Raw genomic sequence first — 21763 nt, 5'->3', positions numbered from 1 at the left:
AGTTGTACATTTTCTTTGTCGTGGGCATCTTCAGTTGTTAATATGAGACTGGGTACTTTATCCCCCACAACCCAAATTATATGTCGTCGAAGGCCGGGACGGCCACCTCGTCCTGCTCGGGGGGGCCTTCGCGGGAGTGCGGAACTACGTGATGTCGCGCTTCTGGTTGCCCGCCCAGCCGAGGCCGAAGAAAATCATCGTCCACGCGAAGAAGATCAGCGCCGACGCCCACCACGAGATCACGCCCGGCGCGCCCGCCGCCAGCTGCAGGCCGAGGGCCGACCAGTGGTCGACACCGCCCGGCAGGTTGAGCGAGTTGATCCCGAACGCGTCCGCCGCGATCCCGCCCACGATCCCGTTGGCGGTGCCGTTCGGCAGGAGGCCGCCCAGGATGTCGGCCGGGCCCCAGAGCGCGATGACGAGCACGTTCTCCACGATCAGGAACCACACCAGGAACAGCACCACGGCCAGCGGCACGTTGCGCAGCACCGCGCCGAACCCGATGCCGAACAGCGTCACCAGCACCGAGGCCAGGATCGTCCCGCCGAGCGCGGCCAGCCACTGGCCCGCGCTGGGCCACCGGCTGGAATCGACCGAGGCCATCACCGCGATCGCCGAGACGCCGGCGCTCACCAGACCGTAGATCGCGCCCCACGCCACGTACGTGAGCATCTTCGCGGTCAGCGCGGTGACCCGGTTCGGCGCCGTCAGGAACGTCGTCGTGATCGTCTTGTTGCGGTACTCGCCGGCCAGCGCGAAAACGCCGAACAGGCCGGGGATCAGCTGCGCGATGTTCACACCGTGCGCGAACGCCAGCAGCCCGACCGGCAGCTTGCTCGCGTCCAGGCCGACCGCTCTCGCGATCTCGCGAGCGTCGGAGCCGCCGATGTAGTCCACGAAGTTGTTCGTGATCTTGCCCCAGAAGAACGTCAGCCAGAACGCCACCAGCGCCAGCGGGATCAGCAGCACCCACCACGTCTTCAGCGACAGCGTCTTGCGGAACTCCGCCTTGATCAGGTTGCCCATCACTGCTGCGGTCCTCCCCAGTACTGCTGCTGTTGCTGCTGCTGCGGGCCCGACGGCGGACCCTGCTGGTAGTGCTGCTGCTGCGGCGGGTAACCAGGCGGCGGGCCCTGGTACTGCGGCTGCGGCGGGTAGCCCGGCGGCGGCTGACCCGGCGCGCCGGCGTACTGGCCCTGCGTCAGCTGGAAGAACATCCGCTCCAGATCGGCGTGCTCCTCCTGCATCCCGTAGACGGCGATCCCCGCCTTCGCGGCGATGTCACCGATCTGCTGGACGCTCGACCCGGCCACCGCGACCCGGCCGTCCGGCGTCGGCGAAACCCCGACGATGCCGTTGTCCTGCAACGCCTTCACCAGCGCCGACGGATCCGCGGGCTGCACCAGCACCCGCGACTGCTGGCTCTTGCGCAGCTGCTCCAGCGGCCCGTAGTAGCGCGTGACACCCTGGCTGACGATCACGACCTGGTCGATCAGCTGCTCCACCTCGTTGAGCAGGTGGCTCGAAACCAGCACGGTCCGCCGCTGCTCCCGCGCGTACGACCGCAGGAAGTTGCGCAGCCACAGGATCCCCTCGGGATCGAGGCCGTTCGTCGGCTCGTCGAGCACCAGCACCTGCGGATCGCCCAGCAGCGCCGTCGCCAGCGCCAGCCGCTGCCGCATGCCGAGCGAGAACCCGCCCGCCTTGCGGTCCGCAGCGCTGCCCAGACCCACCAGGCCGAGCACCTCGTCCGCGCGCCGATCCGGCACACCGATGGCCGCGGCGTACACCCGGAGGTGGTTGCGGGCCGTCCGGCCCGGGTGGAAACCCTCGTTTTCCAAAACCGAGCCGACCACCCGCGCCGGGCTCCCCAGCTGCGCGTGCGGCCGCCCGTTGATCGTCGCCGTCCCCGACGTGGGTGTCACCAACCCGAGCAACATGCGCAACGTCGTCGTCTTGCCGGCGCCGTTCGGACCCAGGAAGCCCGTCACCGAACCAGGTTCCACCGTGAAGCTGAGGTTCTGCACGGCGTTCACTGCGCCGAACCGCTTGCTCAGGTTCTGCACCACAATCCGGCCACTGCCGTCGTGCATACCGTCCCCTAACGTTCCCCGCTGATGCGGCGTCATCCTGCCCTACCGGCGGCGCTCGCGCGCACGGAACGCCCGAGAGCGACCTTCGTCACTTTCCGCTACCGGCGAGTAGGGGTCTCGGCCGCCGTGACCAGAGGATTCATGATCTCCGGCCAGATCAACTTGGTAAAGAATTCGTGCGACTTGCCGACCCGGTGCAGCCAAGTCCGCCAGACCCCTCTAAGCTAGGTATCGGCGGCCCGCTCCCAGTGACCCCCAGGCTGGTTGAGCGGGTCGCCCCTTCGTCTCTGCATCGCGGCTTCGCCGCTCATGTCGACTTCGTCGTTTCTCCCGGGGGGCCGAGCCCCCCGGACCCCCACGGTGCCTTGTGCTCGGCTTCCAGCGTGGTTGGGGGGTGGCGGATATTGTGCTGGCCGGGCTGAACGGCTATCGCGTCTGCCGGGGGCCTCGGGAACAGGGGAACAGGGGAACAGGGGAACAGTGCTCCCATTCTCATGCTTACCGCCGAGTTTCTTGGCGCGTGGTGTCGGCTCGAGCGGTGTGGGGGCTGTCGAAAAAGGGAGCGGGCTCCTGCCGGGGTGCGGCAGGAACCCGCTCGGGGAAATGCGGTCAGGCGGTCAGGCGGTCAGGCGGTCAGGCGGTCAGGCGGTCAGGCTAGGACTGTGTCCAGGGGGGTGTGCGGGAGGTTGTGGGCCAGTGCGACCGGGGCGTTCGTCAGGGCGCCGGCGTGGGTGTTGAGGCCCTTCGCGAGCGCGGCGTCGGCCTGGAGCGCGGCCTTCCAGCCGTGCTCGGCCAGCTGGACCGCGTAAGGCAGCGTGACGTTCGTGAGGCCGTAGGTCGACGTTCGGGGCACCGCGCCCGGCATGTTCGCGACGCAGTAGAAGAGCGACTCGTGCACGGTGTAGGTCGGGTCGTCGTGCGTCGTGGGGCGCGAGTCGGCGAAGCAGCCGCCCTGGTCGATCGCGATGTCGACGAGCACGCTGCCCGGCTTCATGCGGGCCACCAGGTCGTTCGAGACCAGCTTCGGCGCCTTCGCGCCGGGGACGAGCACCGCCCCGATGACCAGGTCGGCCTGCAGCACGGCCTCCTCGACCGACAGCCGGTTGGACGTCACCGTGCGGATGCGGCCGCCGAAGTCGTGGTCGATCTGGCGGAGGCGGTCGACGTTGGTGTCGAGGATCTCGACGTCCGAGCCGAGGCCGAGCGCCACGCGGGCGGCGTTCAGGCCCGCGACCCCGCCGCCGATGACGACGACGCGCGCCGGGTGCACACCCGGGATGCCGCCGGGCAGCACACCGCGGCCGCCGCTGGGCTTCATCAGGGAGAACGCGCCGACCTGCGGGGCCAGCCGGCCCGCGACCTCGGACATCGGGGCGAGCAGCGGCAGCGCGCCGCTGGCCGTCTGCACCGTCTCGTAGGCGATCGCGGTGGTGCCGGCCGCCAGCAGCGCGTCGGTCAGCGGCCGGTCGGCGGCGATGTGGAGGTAGGTGAAGAGGACCTGGTCGCGCCGGAGCCGGCCGTACTCCTCGGCGATGGGCTCCTTGACCTTGAGGACGAGCTCGCCCTCGGCCCAGGTCTCGTCGGCGGTGGCGAGGATCTTCGCGCCGGCGGCGACGTACTCCTCGTCGGTGATGGACGAACCCACCCCGGCGCCGGTCTCGACGAAGACGTCGTGCCCGCGGCCGGCCAGCTCGTGCACCCCGGCCGGGGTCAGCGCCACCCGGTATTCGTGCTTCTTGATCTCACGGGGAACGGCGATACGCACGGTCGGCCTCCTGGGTCGGTCTGCGTCCGGAATCGGGGTGGTGTTGCCACTCACGGTGAACCACCCGGACGGCGGTGTCATCGTGCTGTACGGACAGTTCTGAGCCGCATTCGTGGTGCTGGCGGAACAAGACCCTTGACCTCGACTTCACTCGAAGTCGCAGGGTTGCGGCATGCGTGCAGTGTGGTTGAGAGAGTTCGGCGGTCCGGAGGTCCTGGTCCCGGGGGAGGCACCGGATCCGGTCCCGGGGCCCGGGCAGGTGCTGGTGGAGGTGGTGTTCGCGAACACCACGTTCGTCGAGACGCAGTTCCGGGCGGGCGCGCCGGGGCCGTTCCGGGTCGCGCTGCCGGTGATCCCGGGCAACGGCGTCGGCGGCGTGATCAGCGCGGTCGGGCCGGGGGTGGACCCGGGGCTGGCGGGGCAGCGGGTGGTCACGTCGACCGGCGGCTCCGGCGGGTACGCCGAGCGCGTCGCGGTGGACGCCGCGGCGGTGTTCGAGGTGCCGCCCGCGCTGTCGCTCGACGCGGCGGTGGCGCTGCTCGCGGACGGCCGGACGGCGACCGGCTTGGTGCACGCGACCCGGGTGCGCCCGGGCGATCGGGTGCTGGTCGAGGCGGCGGCGGGCGGTGTCGGTGGCCTGCTGGTCCAGCTGGCGAAGGCGGCGGGAGCCACGGTGATCGGCGCGGCGGGCGGCCCGGCGAAGGTGGCGCACGTGCTCGGGGCCGACGCCGTGGCCGACTACCTGCGGCCGGACTGGACGTCCTCGGTCGGCCCGGTGGACGTCGTGTTCGACGGCGTGGGCGGGGCGATCGGCACGGCGGCGTTCGGGCTGCTGCGCCCGGGCGGCCGGATGGCGGTGTACGGGCTGGCGGGCGGTTCGTGGGCCGAAGTGTCCGAAGAGGACGCCGCGGCGCGGGGAGTTTCGCTGGTGCGCTCGCTCGGAGGGCCGGCGCAGCTGCGGGCGTTCACGGAGTCGGCGTTGGCCGCGGCGGCGACGGGGCAGCTGGTACCGGTGATCGGCCAGCGGTTCCCCCTGGAGAAGGCGGCGGACGCCCACGCGGCGATCGAGTCGCGCACGACGGTGGGCAAGACGTTGCTGGTCGCGTGATCGACGACTTCCTCGCCAGGCCGTTGACGGCGCGGGTGGCCACGGACGGCCCGACGGTCCGGCCCACCTGGTACCTGTGGGAGGACGGCGCGTTCTGGATCCTCAGCGGCCCGTGGTCCCGCTTGCCGGCGCTCCTCCGCGAGCGGCCGCGGATCGCGCTGACGGTGGATGTCTGTGAGCTCGGCACCGGGGTGGTCCTGCAGGTTTTGGCGAGCGGTGATGCGGAGCTGCGGCCGTTCGATGTCGCGCGTGGCCGGCGGAAGCTGGTGCGGTATCTGGGGGTGGACGAGGAGCGGTGGGATCCGCGGTTCCGCGAGTACCTGCACGGGGACGTGGGCGCGGTTTGGGTTCACTTGCGGCCTTCGCGGCTGGTGGCGAAGGACCTCAGCTACCAGGTGCCGTGAAGGCCCCCTCGGAATCCGAGGAGGCCTTCACGGTTTCCGCCGCGGGAAGCGGAGGCTCAGGCGCGGTACGCCGACCACGCGCTCTTCATCCGCGAGGTCTGGCCCGCGGTGAACTCGTACATGCAGCTGTCGTAGCTGTAGTCCATGAAGTTGTGGACCGGGTCCTTGCCGGTCGAGGTGCAGGTGTCCTTGTTCGTCGGGCAGCCGGACGTCGCCGTTGCTTCGGCCGGGGTGTCCGACACGTAGTCGCCCGAACCCGAGCAGCCGCCCTGGAACGTGTGGTAGAGGCCCATCCAGTGGCCGACCTCGTGGGTTGCCGTGTCGCCTTCGTTGAAATTCGTCGCCGAGCGGCCCGGGAGGGACTCGTCCAGCAGCACCACGCCGTCCATCTTCGGCTGGGAGCTGTAGTTCGACGGGAACGTCGCCCAGCCGAGCAGGTCGTCGCCGAGGCTGGCGGTGTAGACGTTCAGCGCGTTCTTGCCGCCCTTGCGCAGGGCGTTCTTCATGTTGCGCTCGGCCGAGGTGCCGTCGGTGATGCCGTTGTACCAGGTGGAGTTGTTCGTGTAGTCGGTGCTCACGAGCGAGAAGCTGAAGCCGCTCGACGCGTAGGCGCTGTTCAGGACCGAGATCTGCTTGGTGATCGTCGACGCGGGCAGGTTGCCGGTCGAACCGCTGGTGATCACGTGGAAGTACACCGGGATCGAGACCGCGGCCGCCTGGGCGGAGAACGCCGTGCGCTTGCCGGCGAGCTTGCTCTGCATGTCCGCTTCGATGCGGGCCGCCTCCGCCGGGGACACCGAGTCGGCGTGGCCGTCCTTGCTGCGGTCCGCGGCGTGGGTGGGGGTGAAGCAGTCGCCGCTCGGCGCCGCGACGGCGCTCCCGGCTCCTGCGGCCGGGACGACCAGGGCGACCAGGGAGAGCGCGGACACCGCACCCAGCTTGATGGCCTTACCGAACCGCTCCGAACTGCTCATGGAGGAACTCCTCTGGCAACGACCCGGCTACCCGGGGTGGTGAAGAGAAAATGCGGCACGCGATCTTCGGAATCCACCATCTTTCGGCTGGAAAAGACATTTCCGAACGATCGGCGCGATCCATGCGGAGTAACGCATGGGTGAAACGCTGGGCCGAACGGCCCATCAGCTCCAGCGCACGGCGACGAGCTGGGTCAGCAGGGCCAGCCGGACGTCGGGGTCGTCTAGGTCCAGCGGCACCAGCTCGAGGAGCTTCCGCATCCGGTACCGCAGGGTGTTCGGGTGGATCCGCAGCTCCCGCGCCGCCGCCCGCGGGTCGCCGGGGTGCCGCAGCCACTCGTAGAGCGTCTCGACGTACCCGGCCTTGCCCGATTCGTCGTGCGCGCGCAGGGTGCGCAGCGGGCCGAGATCGGCGACTTGCGCCGCCGAGGCCGCCGTCGCGCCGCGGTGCAGCGTCAACGCCGTCCAGGCCTCGTCGAAGGCGATCACGCGCTCGGCGAGGATTTCGGCGCGCAGCAGGCCGAGGGCTTCGTCGGCCTGGGCGCGTGACGCCGAGAGGTCGCCGATCCCGCCGGGGGAGCCCGCCGCCGCCCGCGGTGCCCCGCCGCGCCGGGACGCCGGTTGCGCGTCCAGGGCCTGCCTCAGCTCGGCCCAGCCGCCCGGACCCGGCCGGTCCGGCACCACGGCGTAGAGCAGCCCGCCGAGCTCGGTCGCCACCGGGCGGCTGCCGATGCCCTGGGAGATCCGTTCGAGCAGGGCGAGCCGCAGGCCTTCGGCGTCGCGCCCGTCGCCGCCGGTGACCTCGATGACGACCACGCGGTGCGGCTCGTCGGACAGGTCCAGCTCCGCCATCGCCTTGCGCGGGTTCGCCCGGCCTTCGAGCACCGCGCGCAGCAGCTCGGCCGACGCGCGGCGCTGCGCGTCGGTGTGCGCGCGCCGCCGCAGCAGGTGCAGCGCGACGACCGGGGCCGCGTCGGCGAACGCGGCCGCGCGCTCGTCCGACACCGGCCCGGCGACCACCGCCCACATCGACCCGAGCAGCTCGCCGCCCATCCGGATCGGCACGATCAGCCGCGGCAGCGTGCCGTCGCGCTGGGCCGGGACGAAGATCGTCTGCCGGCCACGGGACAGCTCGCGGAACACCCCGCGCGACCGGAACCGCGCGAGGACGTCGTCCGGGATGCGCCGGCCCATGATCGTGGCGACGCGGGCGGGGTCGGTCAGGTCCTGGCGCGCGGAGTAGGCGAGCACGCGCGAGTTGGTGTCCTCGATGGTCACCGGCGCGTCGACGACGCTCGCGACGGCGTCGGCCAGCCGGAACAGGTCGCCGGACCCGGGGTCGAGGTCCTCCGACTCGTCGGCGAGGGCGTCCAGGACGGTCCGCAGCAGCCAGACGAGCTGCGCCCACGAGGTCGCGGCGTGCACCTGGATCAGCGCGATCCCGCTGGCCTTCGCGGCCCGCTTCACCGCCGGTTTCGCGGCCAGCGGCGGCTTGAGCAGGACGGCGGCGGCGCCCTGCCCGGCGCTCTGCTTCACCAGCTCGGCGGCGTCTTCGGGCCCGGTCGTGGCGACGCCGAGCACGAGGTCGCCGGCGGACAGGGTGAGGGCCCCACCGGGTTCGGCGATGACGACGTCGGCGACGGCGGGCGAGTCGTCGGGCACCTGGAGCGCGTGGAGCAGCGTCGGCCCCACCCGGTCGACCACGCTGCGCACCGAAACCACGAGAGCATTCTCGCCGAGGATGCGCTGCTCCGCCCGGGCGGTGCGCGGTCGCCCGGGTGACGCGCCAAGGGCCGCCCGGTGTCCGGCTAGCGGGACAGGACCGCCGTCAGGACCCGCCACAGCTCACCGGCGGCGTCTTCGGCCGGCCCCGGGGATCGCCACGCGACGATGCCGTCGGGACGCACCAGCGACGCGCCGCCCGTCGAAAGGCCATAACGCGCGGCGAAGACGTCGTCGTCGATCGTGTGGCAGTCGAGGCGGACGCCCAGCTCCGCCGCGATGTCCGCGGCGGCCGGCCGCCACCGCGTGCCGTCGCCCGCGCACAGCAGCACCCACGAGTGCCCGAGCAGGTCCACAGTGGACGCCATACCCGGCGCCCGGAAGCCGGGCCGCCCGGTCGGGGCTCGCACGTCCTCGACGCGCTCGCCGTCGTCCGGCTCCTCCGAGAGCACCGCCGTCGAGCGGTAGCGGAACCCGAGGAGGATCGCCAGCTGGTCTTCGGCCTTCGTCAGCCCGGAGACGTCGAGATCGGGGTGCATGCGCTGCTTCATGTTGTGCAGAGAGGTGTCGATGACCATCCGCGCGATCGGCTTCCGCTCGGCCTCGTAGGTGTCCAGCAGTGCGGGACCCGCTTCGCCGCGCAGCACCGCGGCGAGCTTCCACGCGAGGTCCGCGGCGTCGCCGACCGCCGTGTTGCCGCCCATCCCGCCGGTCGGCGGCGTCACCTTCGCCGCGTCGCCGATCAAGAAGACGCGTCCGGCGCGGAACCGGTCGGCGAGCCGCGCCGCGATCTCCCACGAGCCCGTCCAGACGATCTCCGGGTCCAGGTCCGGCAGGTCGGTGGCGGCGCGGATCATCGCGACGAGCTTGTCGTGGGTGAAGTCCGCCGGGCTTTCGCCGCGGTCCGGGAAGTAGTCCGGGGCGAAGACGTACCGGTTCGGTACATCGGTGGTGACGAACCCGGCCGTGAAGTCCGGGTGCTGCAGGTAGAACAGGTCGGACACGCCGGCCTGGACGCGGTCGCCGAGGTCGGCGTCGAACACCACGCCGAGGCAGTGGCTCAGTGCGTCCATTCCGGTGGTCTCGATGCCGAGCCGCTGCCGGATGCCGCTGCGCCCGCCGTCGGCGGCGACGACGTAGTCCGCACGCACCACGGTTTCCTCGCCGGTCTCGCGGTGGCGCAGGGTCGCGGTGACGCCGTCGTCGTCCTGGACCAGGTCGGTCAGCTCGGTCCGGAACGCCACCCGCGCGCCCGCCTTTTCCGCGTGCGCCAGCAGGATCGGCTCCACGACGTCCTGGCCGGCCATGCCGGCGGGCAGCGTGGTCGACGCCGAGACGTCGAACTCGCTGCCGTCCTGGACGAGCCGGTGCAGCACCCCGCCGGCCAGGCTGGTCGCGACCGTGATCCGCAGCCCCTGCGACGCCCGCGGGCTCGCGGCCAGCACTTCGCGGTCGATTCCCGCCCAGCGGAACAACTCCATGGTGCGCCAGTTCTGCCCGGCGGCGCGGGAGTGGACCGACGTCCCCGCGTGCCGCTCGACGGTCAGCACGTCCACTCCCGCCTGTGCCAGGAACAGCGACGCCGACAGCCCGCCCAATCCGGCCCCGACCACCAGCACTTGCACCCGCTCGCTCATGACTGCCTCCCTGTCTGTGAATCTCCCTGGTAAATATCTTAATCACAAAGAGATTCATATGGCAAGACAACTCGCCTCCCAGGAGGTGGGAAGGGTTGGGTAGGCCGTTCGGCCCACGTAGCTTCGTCCCGGCAGCCCCCTTCACGAACCCCTTGAGCCGCAAGGAGAAAAACCGATGGCCGAGACTTCGGCGTGGTCCTTCGAGACCAAGCAGATCCACGCGGGTGCCGCGCCGGACCCGGCCACCGGGGCCCGGGCGACGCCGATCTACCAGACGACGTCGTACGTCTTCCGCGACAGCCAGCACGGCGCCGACCTGTTCAGCCTCGCCGAGCCCGGCAACATCTACACCCGGATCATGAACCCGACCCAGGACGTGCTGGAGCAGCGGCTCGCCGCGCTCGAAGGCGGCGTCGCGGCGCTGGCGTTCGCGTCCGGCTCGGCCGCGACCACGGCGGCGATCCTGAACCTCGCGGGGGCGGGCGACCACTTCGTCTCGAGCCCGTCGCTCTACGGCGGCACCTACAACCTCTTCCACTACACGCTGCCGAAGCTCGGGGTCGAGGTCACGTTCATCGACGACCAGGACGACCTCGAGCAGTGGCGCGCCGCCGTCCGGCCGAACACCAAGCTGTTCTTCGCCGAGACGCTGGCCAACCCGGGCAGCAACGTCCTCGACATCCGGGGCGTCGCCGACGTCGCGCACGAGGCGGGTGTCCCGCTCGTCGTCGACAACACCGTGCCGACGCCGTACCTGCTGCGCCCGATCGAGCACGGCGCCGACGTCGTCGTGCACTCCGCGACGAAGTACCTCGGCGGCCACGGCACGACGGTGGCCGGCGTGCTGGTCGACGGCGGCACGTTCGACTTCGGGAAGGACCCGGCGAAGTTCCCCGGCTTCAACGAGCCGGACCCGAGCTACCACGGCCTTAAGTACTGGGAGGCGCTCGGCCCGGGCGCGTACGCGGCGAAGGCGCGCGTACAGATCCTTCGCGACACCGGCGCGGCGATCGCGCCGCTGAACAGCTTCCTGATCCTGCAGGGCATCGAAACCCTGTCGCTGCGCCTCGAGCGGCACGTCTCGAACGCGCAGGCACTGGCCGAGTGGCTGGAGCAGCGCGACGAGGTCGAGAGGGTCTACTACGCCGGCCTGCCGTCGAGCCCGCACCACGCCAACGCGCAGAAGTACCTCCCGCGCGGCGCGGGCGCGGTCCTGTCTTTCGAATTGCGCGGCGGCGACAGTGCTGTTGCGGCAGGCCGGAAGTTCGTCGACGGCACCGAGCTGCACAGCCAGCTGGTGAACATCGGTGACGTCCGGAGCCTGATCGTGCACCCGGCGTCGACCACACACAGCCAGCTCAACCCGGAGGAACAGCTCTCCAGCGGCGTCACGCCCGGCCTGGTCCGGCTCGCCGTCGGGCTGGAGGGCATCGAGGACCTCAAGGCCGACCTCGAGGCCGGATTCCGGGCGGCCAAGGCGGAACTGTGACGGCTGGGCCCGTCACCGGCGCCTGGCGGATCGGGGATCCGCCGGGCCGCCGGAAGTTCGTCACCGGCCCCGGCGCGCTCGCGCTGGAGGCCGGTGGCGTGCTGTCTTCGTTCTCGCTCGCGTACGAGACGTGGGGGACGCTGAACTCCGACGCGTCCAACGCGATCCTCGTCGAGCACGCCTTGACCGGGGACAGCCACGCGGCCGGGCCCGCCGGGCCGGGGCACCCGAGCGCGGGCTGGTGGGACGGGCTGATCGGGCCGGGGAAGGCCGTCGACACGAACGAGTTCTTCGTCGTGGTCCCGAACGTGCTGGGTGGCTGCCAGGGCTCGACCGGGCCGTCGTCGCTTTCACCCGACGGGCGGCCGTGGGGCAGCCGGTTCCCCGTGGTGACGGTCCGCGACCAGGTCGCGGCCGAAGCGGTGCTGGCGGACGCACTGGGCATCGGCCGCTGGGCGGCCGTCGTCGGCGGGTCGATGGGCGGGATGCGCGCGCTGGAGTGGGCGGTGTCGCTGCCGTCGCGGGTGGCTTCGGTGCTGGTGCTGGCGTCGACCGGCCGGGCGTCGGCCGAGCAGATCGCCTGGGCGGCACCGCAGCTGCACGCGATCCGCGGCGACCCGTCCTTCCACGGCGGCGACTACTACTCGGCGCCTTCGGGACCCGTCGCCGGACTCGGCGTCGCCCGGCGGATCGCCCACGTCACCTACCGCAGCGAACCGGAGCTGGCCCAGCGGTTCGGCCGTTCTCCGCAGGACGGCGAAGACCCCCTGCGCGGCGGCCGGTTCGCCGTCGAGTCCTATTTGGACCACCACGCGGACAAGCTGGCGCGCCGCTTCGACGCGAACAGCTACCTGGTGCTGACCGAGTCGATGAACACCCACGACGTCGGCCGCGGCCGCGGCGGCGTGGCGGCGGCGCTGGGCCGGGTGACGGCGCGGGCGGTGATCGGCGGCGTCGACAGCGACCGGCTCTACCCGCTGTACCAGTCGGCGGAGATCGCGGCCGGGATCCCCGGGGCACCGGAGCCGTCGATCGTGTCCTCGCCGTACGGGCACGATTCGTTCCTCATCGAAACCGGCCAGATCGCGGCTCTGGTCAAGCACCTGCTCGGCTAGAGCCCTGAGCGGGATGAGCCTGCTACCAGGCAGAACTCACCCTCGCCATGTACGTCCGCGGACGTACCGGCACCAGCCGCTCCGCGACGGACGACCGCGCCGCCCCTGCCGCGAAACCATCGCCGGATGCGGAAACCATGGTGGCTGCTCGTCGTCGCGATCGGGTTCGGGCTGGTGCTCACGTACCCGTACCTGGGCCTGAACCCCGGCAGCAGCCGCATCGAGGTGCGCGACAACCTCCACTACGCGGTGCTGGTGGCGCACATCTTCACGGCCGCGGTGGCGCTCGTGCTCGGCCCGCTGCAGTTCATGCCGGCGGTGCGGGCGCGCCGGCGGCTGCACCGGACGCTCGGCCGGAGCTACCTCCTCGCCGATGTCCTGCCGTCGGCGGTGGCCGCGCTCCCGGTCGCGGTGTGGTCCGGCCGGCTCCTCACGCAGATCGGCCTCATCACCGCGGCCGTCCAGTGGCTGGTCACCGGCGCCCTCGCGTACCGGGCGGCCCGTCGACGTGACTTCGCTGCGCACCGGGCGTGGATGATGCGCAACTACGCGCTGACGTTCCTCGCGGTCACATCGCGTGTCCTGGTGCCGGTGTTCCTTCTGGCCCAGGCCCCCTTCGGGGGCGTCGACCCGGCAAGCGTGCCCTCGCTGATCCCGCTGGGGCAGACACTGGGCTGGATCGTCGACCTGATCGTGGCGAAAGTGCTCATCAGACGAAACCGACGTTCCGTGGCGTAGCGGGGGCCCTAGTCCGAGACGGCCTCGGAGATCCAGGGCGCCACCGGCAGGTCGCGGTCCAGGCACTCCACCGACAGCCGGATGGTCCAGCGCAATGCCTGCAGGACGAGGCTGTCGACCTCGTCCGGGGCCGCGTTGGCGAGCGCGATCTCGACCTGCTCCTGCGCGGCTTCGGTGTTGCCGTGCACCTCCGCGAGCAGCGTCCGGACCGCGGTCCGCACCGGCGGGTCGGCCTGGTCGATGGAGACCTCTTCGCCGTCCTCGTCGAAGACCTGGACCTTGACCGGGGCGCTGCCCCCGTCGCCGAGGGTGGAGACCATCGCGCTGCACTCGCCGAAGAGCAGCAGCATCAGGGCCTTCGTCTCGTCCGCGCGGGCCTGCGGCTCGGCGGCCGAGGGGGCGACCTCGCCCAGTGCTTCGGCGTCGTCGCCGACGCTCAGCGCGGTCAACGCGCGCTGAGCCTTCTCGACGAGCCGACGCTCGTGCTCGCTCCAATCCGGGTCCACGTGCCCCATCAAACACCACGACGGCGCTCGGCGGGATACCTTGCTCCGCCGATGATCACCCGGCCGCGCGAAGGGCACCCAGCGCGAGCCGGCAGAGCAGTTCGGCGAGCTCGTCGTCACCGAGATGGCGGTTGTACGGGGTCGAGTTGATCAGTCCGAACACGGCGTGTGCCGCCGACCGCGCCTGCCGTTCCCCCAGGTCCGGGACGGCTTCGCGGATCACGCGCACCCACACCTCGACGTACTGGCGCTGGAGCGCGCGCACCTGCTTGCGGTCGGCGTCGGTGAGGTTGGCGAGGTTGCGCTCCTGAACGGTGATCAAGGCCGGGTGCGCGAGCGCGAAGCCGACGTGGAACCGCACGAGGCCGGTCAGCGTGTCGTCGGGCTCCCCCGGCCGGGCGGCCCGCGCCGCGCCGCCGTCGAGCAGGTAACGGCTGATCGAGTTCAGCATCTCGCCGAGGATCGCGTCCTTGCTGCGGAAGTGCCGGTAGAGCGCCGGGCCGGAGATGCCCACCGCGGCGCCGATGTCGTCGATGCCGACGCCGTGGAAGCCGTGGTGGGCGAACAGCTCGGCGGCCGCGGACAGGATCTGTTCGCGCCTGTTCGCCTTCTCGCCGTTCACGAGAGGGGTGGAGTTGGCCGGCATCCGGTCAGTTTAGAGCGGCAGGTTAGCGAGCGCTAACACCGAGCGGCGCCACGGTGGCCCGAGCCCGCGTCCCGGCGCTTTGGCGGGCCGCCGATTCGCGTTCACTCGAGGCTCGCTGACGAACCGCTGGGGTTTCACACTTCCGGTGTGGGCCGAGTGGGTACCTACCGGTAACCAGGGGTTCCTTGGCAGGCTTTCACCTGCTGTCCTATTTGGGTCGGCCCTGTCACAAAGGAGTGACCCATGGCTGTTCCAACCCGTAATTTCCGGCGATCCCTCCTACGGTTGAGCACGGCCCTGGGGGCCGTTGTCCTTGCCAGCCTCGGCGTCACGGGCCTCGCCCATGCCGCCGGGACCGTCTACGCCGCGCTCGGCGACTCCTACTCCTCCGGGGTGGGGGCCGGCAGCTACGGCAGTTCCGGGAGCTGTTACCGCAGCTCCAAGGCCTATCCACAGCTGTGGACCAACGCCCACAGCGGAACCTCGTTCACGTTCCTCGCCTGCTCGGGGGCGAAGACCGGGGACGTGATCAACCAGGCGAACTCCATCCCCTCGTCGGCCACGCTCGTCACGGTGACCGTCGGCGGGAACGACGCCGGGTTCAGCGATGTGATCACCACCTGCACCCTGGGCAGTGATTCCGACTGCGTGAACCGGGTCAACACGGCCAAGGCGTACGTGAACAACACGCTGCCGCCGCTGCTGACCAACACCTACAACGCGATCAAGGCCAAGGCGCCGGGTGCCCGGCTCGTCGTCCTGTCCTACCCGCGCTTCTACACCGTGCCCGGCTCCTGCTGGGTCGGGCTGAGCGACACCAAGCGCACGGCGATCAACTCGGGCGCCGACGCGCTCGCGTCGGTCATCCAGTCGCGGGCCGGCTCGGCGGGTGCGACCTTCGTCGACGTCCGGCCGTCGTTCGCCGGGCACAACATCTGCTCGTCGGCCGACGATTACCTGCACAGCCTGACCTGGCCGGTGATCGAGTCCTACCACCCGACCGCGGCCGGGCAGTCGGGCGGCTACTACGCCCCGCTGCGGGCGGCGATCGGCTGACCGGGCCCGTGCAGGCCACCCCGGTCCGCCGGGGTGGCCTTTCGCGCGTTCCGGCCACTGGACACCCACGTTAGCGGTCGCTAACATCGAGGCGGAGGTTAACGACCGCTAACTTCGAGGGAGCCCATGGACACGCCGGCACTGGGGACCACCGCTGCCCCGGACAGCGAGGCCTACGCCCGCAACGCCACCTCCCACGCGGAGCTGGTGGAAGACCTCCGCAAACGCTTGGCGAGCGCCCGGCTCGGCGGGCCGGAGAAGGCGCGCACCCGGCACGTCGAGCGCGGCAAGCTGCTGCCGCGCGACCGCGTCGACACGCTGCTCGACCCGGGGTCACCGTTCCTGGAGCTGTCCCCGCTGGCGGCGAACGGGCTCTACGACGACGAAGCGCCGTCGGCCGGCATCATCACCGGCGTCGGGCGGGTGTCGGGCCGGGAATGCGTGGTCGTCGCCAACGACGCCACCGTCAAGGGCGGCACGTACTACCCGATGACGGTGAAGAAGCACCTGCGCGCCCAGGAGGTCGCGCTGCACAACAACCTGCCGTGCGTCTACCTGGTGGACTCCGGCGGCGCGTTCCTGCCCAGGCAGGACGAGGTCTTCCCGGATCGTGAACACTTCGGCCGGATCTTCTACAACCAGGCGACGATGTCCGCGCACGGCATCCCGCAGATCGCGGCGGTGCTCGGTTCGTGCACCGCGGGCGGCGCGTACGTCCCGGCGATGAGCGACGAAGCCGTGATCGTGCGGAACCAGGGCACGATCTTCCTCGGCGGGCCGCCGCTGGTGAAGGCGGCGACCGGTGAGGTCGTCACGGCCGAGGAACTCGGCGGCGGCGACGTGCACTCGCGCCAGTCCGGCGTCACCGACCACCTCGCCGACGACGACGCGCACGCGCTGCGGATCGTCCGCCAAATCGTCTCGACGCTCGGCCCGCGCACGCCGCGGCCGTGGGACGTCCTGCCGACCGAGGCGCCCGCCGTCGACCCGGCCGAGCTGTACGGCGTCGTGCCGACCGACCCGCGCACGCCGTACGACGTGCGCGAGGTGATCGCCCGGATCGTCGACGGCAGCCGGTTCGGCGAGTTCAAGAAGGAGTACGGCGCCACGCTGGTCACCGGGTTCGCCCGGATCCACGGCCACCCGGTCGGCATCATCGCGAACAACGGCGTGCTCTTCGCCGAGTCGGCGATGAAGGGCGCGCACTTCATCGAGCTGTGCGACAAGCGTTCGATCCCGCTGCTGTTCCTGCAGAACATCACCGGCTTCATGGTCGGGCGCGCCTACGAGGCCGGCGGCATCGCCAAGCACGGCGCGAAGATGGTCACCGCGGTGGCCTGCGCGCGGGTGCCGAAGCTGACCGTCGTCATCGGCGGCTCGTTCGGGGCGGGCAACTACTCGATGTGCGGCCGGGCGTACTCGCCGCGGTTCCTGTGGATGTGGCCCAACGCGCGGATCTCGGTGATGGGCGGCGAGCAGGCGGCTTCGGTGCTGTCGACGGTCCGCCGTGACTCGATCGAAGCACGTGGCGGCGAATGGTCCACGGAAGAAGAAGAGGCGTTCAAGGACCCGATCCGCGAGCAGTACGAGGCGCAGGGCAGCCCGTACTACTCGACGGCCCGGCTGTGGGACGACGGCGTCATCGACCCGGCGGACACCCGCACGGTGCTCGGCCTCGCCCTCTCGGCCGCGGCCAACGCACCGCTGTCCGAGGTCAACTACGGCGTCTTCCGGATGTGAGGGGCATGTTCGACTCAGTTTTGGTCGCGAACCGGGGCGAGATCGCGGTCCGGGTCATCCGCACGCTGCGGGACCTCGGCATCCGCGCGGTCGCCGTGTACAGCGACGCGGACGCCGACGCCCGGCACGTCCGCGAGGCGCACGCGGCCGTGCGGATCGGGCCCGCGGAGGCGTCGAAGAGCTACCTGTCGATCCCGGCCATCGTGGACGCCGCCGTGGCTTCCGGTGCGCAGGCGGTGCACCCCGGGTACGGCTTCCTGGCGGAGAACGCCGAGTTCGCGCGGGCCTGCGAGGCCGCCGGGCTGGTGTTCATCGGCCCGCCGGTCGCGGCGATCGACGCCATGGGCGACAAGATCCGCGCCAAGGCGACGGTGTCGAAGGCCGGGGTCCCGGTCGTCCCCGGTGCGTCCGATGTGGACATACCCTCCGGTGGCTTCGCGGAAGCCGCCGCAAAGGTCGGCTACCCGCTGCTGATCAAGCCGTCCGCCGGCGGTGGCGGCAAGGGGATGCGCCTGGTGCACGCGCCCGAGGAACTGGACGCCGCGATCGAGTCCGCGCGGCGCGAAGCCAAGGGATCCTTCGGCGACGACACGCTGCTGATGGAGCGGTTCGTCACGACCCCGCGGCACATCGAGATCCAGGTGCTGGCCGACACGCACGGCAACGTCGTCCACCTCGGCGAGCGCGAGTGCAGCCTGCAGCGGCGGCACCAGAAGATCATCGAAGAAGCGCCGTCGGTGCTGCTGGATGCCGCGACGCGCGAAAAGATGGGCTCGGCGGCGGTCGAGGCCGCGCGCTCGGTCGGGTACGTGGGCGCCGGAACCGTCGAGTTCATCATGTCGGCCCACGACCCGGACGAGTTCTTCTTCATGGAGATGAACACCCGGCTGCAGGTCGAGCACCCGGTCACCGAGCTGGTCACCGGCCTCGACCTCGTCGAGTGGCAGGTCCGGGTGGCGGCAGGGGAACACCTTACCCTCCGGCAGGAAGACGTCGTCCTCAATGGACACGCGGTCGAAGCTCGCGTGTACGCCGAAGACCCGGCGCGCGGCTTCATCCCGACGGGTGGGACGGTGCTGGCGGTGCACGAGCCGTCCGGCGACGGCGTGCGCGTCGACTCCTGGATGGCGCCCGGTGCGGTGGTCGGCTCGAACTACGACCCGATGCTGGCCAAGGTCATCGCCTGGGGCCCGGACCGCGCGGCGGCGCTGCACCGGCTCGACCTGGCGCTGGCCGACACGGCGTTGCTGGGCATCGGCACGAACACGGCGTTCCTGCGCGGCCTGCTGGCCGACGCCGACGTCCGCGCCGGCCGGCTGGACACCGAGCTCGTCGACCGCCGGCTGTCCACTTTGGTCTCAACGGAGGTGCCCGCGGAGTTCTTCGTCGCGGCCGCCCTGGACCGGTTCCTGGAGCTGCAGCCGTCCGGGCCGGTGGTGGACCCGTGGGACGTGCCGGACGGCTGGCGGATGGGCGGCTCCGGCGGGGTGACGTTCCGGTTGAAGTCCGGCGCCGCCCGCGCGGTGGTCCGGGTGCAGGGCACACCCGCCGCCGCGACGGTGTCCGTCGACGACGCCGCCCCGGTCCGGGTCTCCGCCCGCCGCGACGGCGACGTGCTCGAGATCCGGCACGCGGGCGGGTTCCACCGCTACCGCCAGGCGTGCGCTCCGGGCCGGACGGTCTGGCTGGCGCGCGACGGGCTGAGTTTTCCGTTCGGGGAACAGGAGTTCGTGCTGGCTTCGCGCGGCGAGGCCGCCGGCGCGGGCCCGGTCACCAGCCCGATGCCGGGCACGGTGCTCGTGGTGAAGGTCGCGGCCGGTGACGTGGTGCAGGCGGGGGCGCCGTTGCTGGTCGTCGAAGCGATGAAGATGGAGCACACGGTCACCGCGCCGATCGACGGTGTGGTCAGCGAACTCCCCGTCCGGGTGGGCCAACAGGTCGCGCTGGACGAAACCCTTGCCGTCGTCAAGCCCCAAGAGGAGCAGCAGTGATCGACTTCCGCCTGGACGAGGAGTACGAGTCCCTCCGCAAGACCGTCGAGGACTTCGCGCACGCGGAGGTCGCGCCGGTGATCGGCGACCTGTACGAGAAGGAAGAGTTCCCGTACGCCATCGTCGCGAAGATGGGCGAGATGGGTCTGTTCGGCCTCCCGTTCCCCGAGGAGTTCGGCGGCATGGGCGGCGACTACTTCGCGCTGTGCCTGGCGCTGGAGGAGCTGGCCCGGGTCGATTCGTCCGTGGCGATCACCCTGGAGGCCGGCGTCTCCCTCGGCGCGATGCCGATCTACCGCTTCGGAACGCAGGAGCAGAAGGAGAAGTGGCTCCCTTCGCTGTGCGAGGGCACCGCTTTGGGCGGCTTCGGCTTGACCGAACCCGGCGGCGGTTCGGACGCGGGAGCGACGCGCACGCGTGCCTCTCTGGACGGTGACGAGTGGGTCGTCAACGGCACCAAGGCGTTCATCACGAACTCGGGCACCGACATCACCCGGTTCGTCACGGCCACCGCCGTCACCGACGTGATGGAGAACGGCCGCAAGGAGATCTCGGCGATCCTGATCCCGTCCGGCACACCGGGCTTCGCGGTGGCCCCGAAGTACTCCAAGGTCGGCTGGAACTGCTCGGACACCCACGAACTGTCCTTTTCGGACGTCCGGGTGCCGGCGGAGAACCTGATCGGCGTCCGTGGCCGCGGGTACGCGCAGTTCCTGTCTATTTTGGACGAAGGCCGCGTCGCGATCGCCGCGTTGTCGGTCGGTCTCGCGCAGGGCTGCGTGGACGAGTGCCTCAAGTACGTCAAGGACCGGGTGGCGTTCGGCAAGCGGATCGGCGAGTACCAGGCGATCCAGTTCAAGATCGCGGACATGGAGGTCCGCACGCACACCGCCCGCCTGGCGTACTACCAGGCGGCGTCGAAGATGCTGCGCGGCGAGCCGTTCAAGAAAGAGGCGTCGATCGCGAAGCTGGTGGCGTCCAACGCGGCGATGGACAACGCGCGCGACGCCACACAGATCTTCGGCGGCTACGGGTTCATGAACGAGTTCCCGGTGAGCCGCTTCTACCGCGACGCGAAGATCCTGGAGATCGGCGAGGGGACGAGCGAGGTCCAGAAGATGCTGATCTCACGCCACCTCGGCGTCGCCTGATCAGGGCTGCTGCTGCTTCTTGTCCTCCTCGGCCCAGGCGGCTTCCGCCTGCATCTGGATGTCGGTGAGACCCCGGTCGACCTGCACGATGTCCTTGCCCGCCCAGCCGGCGAAGTTCTTCGAGCTCTTGGCGTCGGACAGCGCCTTCAGCATCGGGTAGTAGTCCGGGTGCTCGGCCTTCAGCCAGTCGTCGACGAACTTCATCTTCTGGTAGCTGTCCCCGAACTTGGTCTTCAGCCAGTCCTCGTGCTTCTTGATCATCGGGAAATCGTGCTCGCTCAGGTGTGACTGCGGGGACGGCGGCTTGGGCGCGGGTGGCGGGTCCGCGGGCTTCGGCAGCGGCCGCGAGAAGTTCGGGACGGTGCCGTCGCCCGGGGGGCGGGTGCTCGGCGTGGCGCCGCCGGTGCCGGGGCCGTCGTGGGTGACCGCGGTGCCCGGTTTCGGCGGCAGCGGCCGCGAGAAGTTCGGCACGGTGTTCCCGCTCGGGGGCAGGTTCGTCAGCTCGTGTCCCGGGTTCGTGCTGCCCGGCTTCGGCTTGACCAGCTTCGACAGCTGGGTGAGCCGGGCCATGGTGCGCCCGGCGTAGGCGACGACCTTGGCGAGCTTGGCCGCCATCGCCGCGACCTGGATCGAGACCTGCACGACGATCTTGCTCACGCCGACAGCGATCGACGCGCCGAAGGTGAACGCGGCCATCGCGAGGGCGATCAGCATCGTGGAGATGATGTCGCCGAGGATCGTCGTGATGATGTCGCGCAGCAGCGCGCGGACCGCGGCGATCAGCGCCCCGGTGGTCTCGACCATGTAGCCGGCGACGTCCGACGCCTTCGCGTTCGCGTCGATCCAGCCCTTCCGGTCGTCGATCGATTTCTGGAAGCTGTCGTAGCCCTTGCCCTGCCACTGGGTGATCGTCGACTTGAGCGTGCCGTCGAGCTCGGTGCCGGTGTTGCGCAGCGCTTCGCCGATCTTGTGCAGCTCGTTGGCGACCTTCGTGACCTCCGACGGGTTGCCCGCGACCTGGTCCAGCGGCCACTTCAGGAACGAGACGTGCTCGATCAGCCAGCCCAGGCCCGCGGCGATCAGCTTCGCGAGCGGGTCCATGGCGAACGCGACGGTGTCGAGCACGGCGCTGATGACGTTGATGCCCAGCTCGACGCCGACGGCCGCCAGGTCACCGCCGTGTTCGGTCTGGACCTTGCCGATCGAGTCGCCGACCTGCTTCCAGCTGTCGAAGACGCCGGCCCCGGTCGTGGAGTTCGATGCCGTGATGGGAACGGTCACTGGCCCAGCTCCGTCTCGAAGGTGCTCAAACCCTGTGCCGTGTTCGAGTCGTGGGTCGCGTACGTTTCGGCGGCCTTCTTCACGTCGGCCGCCGACTTGCCGATGTCCCCGGCGAGGTTGCCGATCTCGCCGGTGATCACCGCCATCGTGATCCGCGAGGGCACGGCGAGCACCTGCGCGAGCAGGATGCCGAACGCGGCGTTGTCGAACCCGTTGGCGGCCTGCATCCGGTTCGCGGCGTCCTGCACCGCCGGCTGCGTGCTGCCCGACAGGAACTGGCTGAACTTCTGCAGCTCGGCGGGATCGACCGAGAAACCTGCTCCGGAAACCACCGGTTCTCCTCCGTA

Annotated in this window: 19 protein-coding genes; 9 read left to right on the top strand and 10 right to left on the bottom strand. The window is 70.7% G+C overall.

Annotation, left to right across the window (positions count from 1 at the left end):
• Positions 1-144: 144 nt before the first annotated feature.
• The 3 genes from ACFVYA_RS20510 to ald all read right to left on the bottom strand — a co-directional run bounded on the left by ACFVYA_RS20510 (position 145) and on the right by ald (position 3858).
• On the bottom strand, positions 145-1026 hold the full coding sequence (locus ACFVYA_RS20510) for an ABC transporter permease (RefSeq protein ID WP_387046980.1): 882 nt from the start codon (positions 1024-1026) through the stop codon (positions 145-147).
• A complete protein-coding gene (locus ACFVYA_RS20505; protein ID WP_387046979.1) occupies positions 1026-2093 on the bottom strand; it encodes an ABC transporter ATP-binding protein in 1068 nt (355 codons plus the stop codon). The genes ACFVYA_RS20510 and ACFVYA_RS20505 overlap by 1 nt, the downstream gene beginning before the upstream one ends.
• Positions 2094-2742: 649 nt before the next feature.
• Complete coding sequence (gene ald, locus ACFVYA_RS20500; protein WP_387046978.1) at positions 2743-3858, bottom strand: alanine dehydrogenase; 1116 nt, start codon at positions 3856-3858, stop codon at positions 2743-2745.
• A 172-nt stretch (positions 3859-4030) separates the two neighbouring features.
• Between ald and ACFVYA_RS20495 the strand changes: the two genes are divergently transcribed.
• Both ACFVYA_RS20495 and ACFVYA_RS20490 read left to right on the top strand, forming a co-directional pair.
• Positions 4031-4966 (top strand): zinc-binding dehydrogenase, encoded by a 936-nt coding sequence (locus ACFVYA_RS20495; RefSeq protein WP_387046976.1) that lies wholly within the window; start codon positions 4031-4033, stop codon positions 4964-4966.
• Complete coding sequence (locus tag ACFVYA_RS20490; RefSeq protein ID WP_387046975.1) at positions 4963-5370, top strand: pyridoxamine 5'-phosphate oxidase family protein; 408 nt, start codon at positions 4963-4965, stop codon at positions 5368-5370. The genes ACFVYA_RS20495 and ACFVYA_RS20490 overlap by 4 nt, the downstream gene beginning before the upstream one ends.
• A 56-nt stretch (positions 5371-5426) precedes the next feature.
• Here ACFVYA_RS20490 and ACFVYA_RS20485 read toward each other — a convergent pair whose 3' ends face one another.
• The 3 genes from ACFVYA_RS20485 to rdmE form a co-directional block, all read right to left on the bottom strand.
• Positions 5427-6344: a zinc metalloprotease gene (locus tag ACFVYA_RS20485; RefSeq protein ID WP_285986043.1), complete on the bottom strand. Its 918-nt coding sequence runs from the start codon at positions 6342-6344 to the stop codon at positions 5427-5429.
• Positions 6345-6509: 165 nt separating this feature from the next.
• Positions 6510-8066, bottom strand: coding sequence for a CdaR family transcriptional regulator (locus ACFVYA_RS20480; RefSeq protein WP_285986042.1), 1557 nt, complete (start codon positions 8064-8066; stop codon positions 6510-6512).
• Positions 8067-8152: 86 nt separating this feature from the next.
• On the bottom strand, positions 8153-9703 hold the full coding sequence (rdmE, locus tag ACFVYA_RS20475; RefSeq protein WP_387046972.1) for an aklavinone 12-hydroxylase RdmE: 1551 nt from the start codon (positions 9701-9703) through the stop codon (positions 8153-8155).
• 175 nt (positions 9704-9878) lie between these two features.
• Here rdmE and ACFVYA_RS20470 point away from each other — a divergent pair, with 175 nt between their 5' ends.
• The 3 genes from ACFVYA_RS20470 to ACFVYA_RS20460 all read left to right on the top strand — a co-directional run bounded on the left by ACFVYA_RS20470 (position 9879) and on the right by ACFVYA_RS20460 (position 13045).
• Positions 9879-11192 (top strand): bifunctional o-acetylhomoserine/o-acetylserine sulfhydrylase, encoded by a 1314-nt coding sequence (locus tag ACFVYA_RS20470; protein WP_387046970.1) that lies wholly within the window; start codon positions 9879-9881, stop codon positions 11190-11192.
• Complete coding sequence (locus ACFVYA_RS20465; RefSeq protein WP_387046968.1) at positions 11189-12307, top strand: homoserine O-acetyltransferase; 1119 nt, start codon at positions 11189-11191, stop codon at positions 12305-12307. Before ACFVYA_RS20470 ends, ACFVYA_RS20465 begins: the two co-directional genes overlap by 4 nt.
• 126 nt (positions 12308-12433) lie before the next feature.
• Positions 12434-13045, top strand: coding sequence for a DUF2306 domain-containing protein (locus ACFVYA_RS20460; RefSeq protein WP_387046967.1), 612 nt, complete (start codon positions 12434-12436; stop codon positions 13043-13045).
• A gap of 8 nt (positions 13046-13053) precedes the next feature.
• On the opposite strand, the gene ACFVYA_RS20455 is transcribed toward ACFVYA_RS20460, so the two are convergent.
• Positions 13054-13560, bottom strand: a complete 507-nt coding sequence (locus ACFVYA_RS20455; RefSeq protein ID WP_387046965.1) for a hypothetical protein — start codon at positions 13558-13560, stop codon at positions 13054-13056.
• Between the two features lie 46 nt (positions 13561-13606).
• Positions 13607-14197, bottom strand: a complete 591-nt coding sequence (locus tag ACFVYA_RS20450) for a TetR/AcrR family transcriptional regulator (protein ID WP_387046962.1) — start codon at positions 14195-14197, stop codon at positions 13607-13609.
• A gap of 285 nt (positions 14198-14482) precedes the next feature.
• Here ACFVYA_RS20450 and ACFVYA_RS20445 point away from each other — a divergent pair, with 285 nt between their 5' ends.
• From ACFVYA_RS20445 to ACFVYA_RS20430, 4 genes are all read left to right on the top strand, one after another.
• Positions 14483-15253, top strand: coding sequence for an SGNH/GDSL hydrolase family protein (locus tag ACFVYA_RS20445; RefSeq protein ID WP_387046961.1), 771 nt, complete (start codon positions 14483-14485; stop codon positions 15251-15253).
• A 126-nt stretch (positions 15254-15379) separates the two neighbouring features.
• Positions 15380-16993, top strand: coding sequence for a carboxyl transferase domain-containing protein (locus tag ACFVYA_RS20440; protein WP_387046959.1), 1614 nt, complete (start codon positions 15380-15382; stop codon positions 16991-16993).
• A 5-nt stretch (positions 16994-16998) separates the two neighbouring features.
• Complete coding sequence (locus ACFVYA_RS20435) at positions 16999-18984, top strand: acetyl-CoA carboxylase biotin carboxylase subunit (protein WP_387046957.1); 1986 nt, start codon at positions 16999-17001, stop codon at positions 18982-18984.
• The gene (locus ACFVYA_RS20430) at positions 18981-20135 is read left to right on the top strand and encodes an acyl-CoA dehydrogenase family protein (protein ID WP_387046955.1); all 1155 of its coding nucleotides are present in this window, start codon (positions 18981-18983) and stop codon (positions 20133-20135) included. Before ACFVYA_RS20435 ends, ACFVYA_RS20430 begins: the two co-directional genes overlap by 4 nt.
• On the opposite strand, the gene ACFVYA_RS20425 is transcribed toward ACFVYA_RS20430, so the two are convergent.
• Together ACFVYA_RS20425 and ACFVYA_RS20420 are read right to left on the bottom strand one after the other, a co-directional pair.
• Positions 20136-21416, bottom strand: coding sequence for a hypothetical protein (locus tag ACFVYA_RS20425; RefSeq protein ID WP_387046952.1), 1281 nt, complete (start codon positions 21414-21416; stop codon positions 20136-20138).
• Positions 21413-21748 (bottom strand): hypothetical protein, encoded by a 336-nt coding sequence (locus ACFVYA_RS20420; protein ID WP_387046950.1) that lies wholly within the window; start codon positions 21746-21748, stop codon positions 21413-21415. Before ACFVYA_RS20420 ends, ACFVYA_RS20425 begins: the two co-directional genes overlap by 4 nt.
• Positions 21749-21763: the final 15 nt, after the last annotated feature.

The organism is Amycolatopsis sp. NPDC058278 (assembly GCF_042881395.1).
Lineage (GTDB): Bacteria > Actinomycetota > Actinomycetes > Mycobacteriales > Pseudonocardiaceae > Amycolatopsis.
Note: the sequence above shows the minus strand (reverse complement) of the source record. Positions and strands in the feature narration are given on the sequence as shown.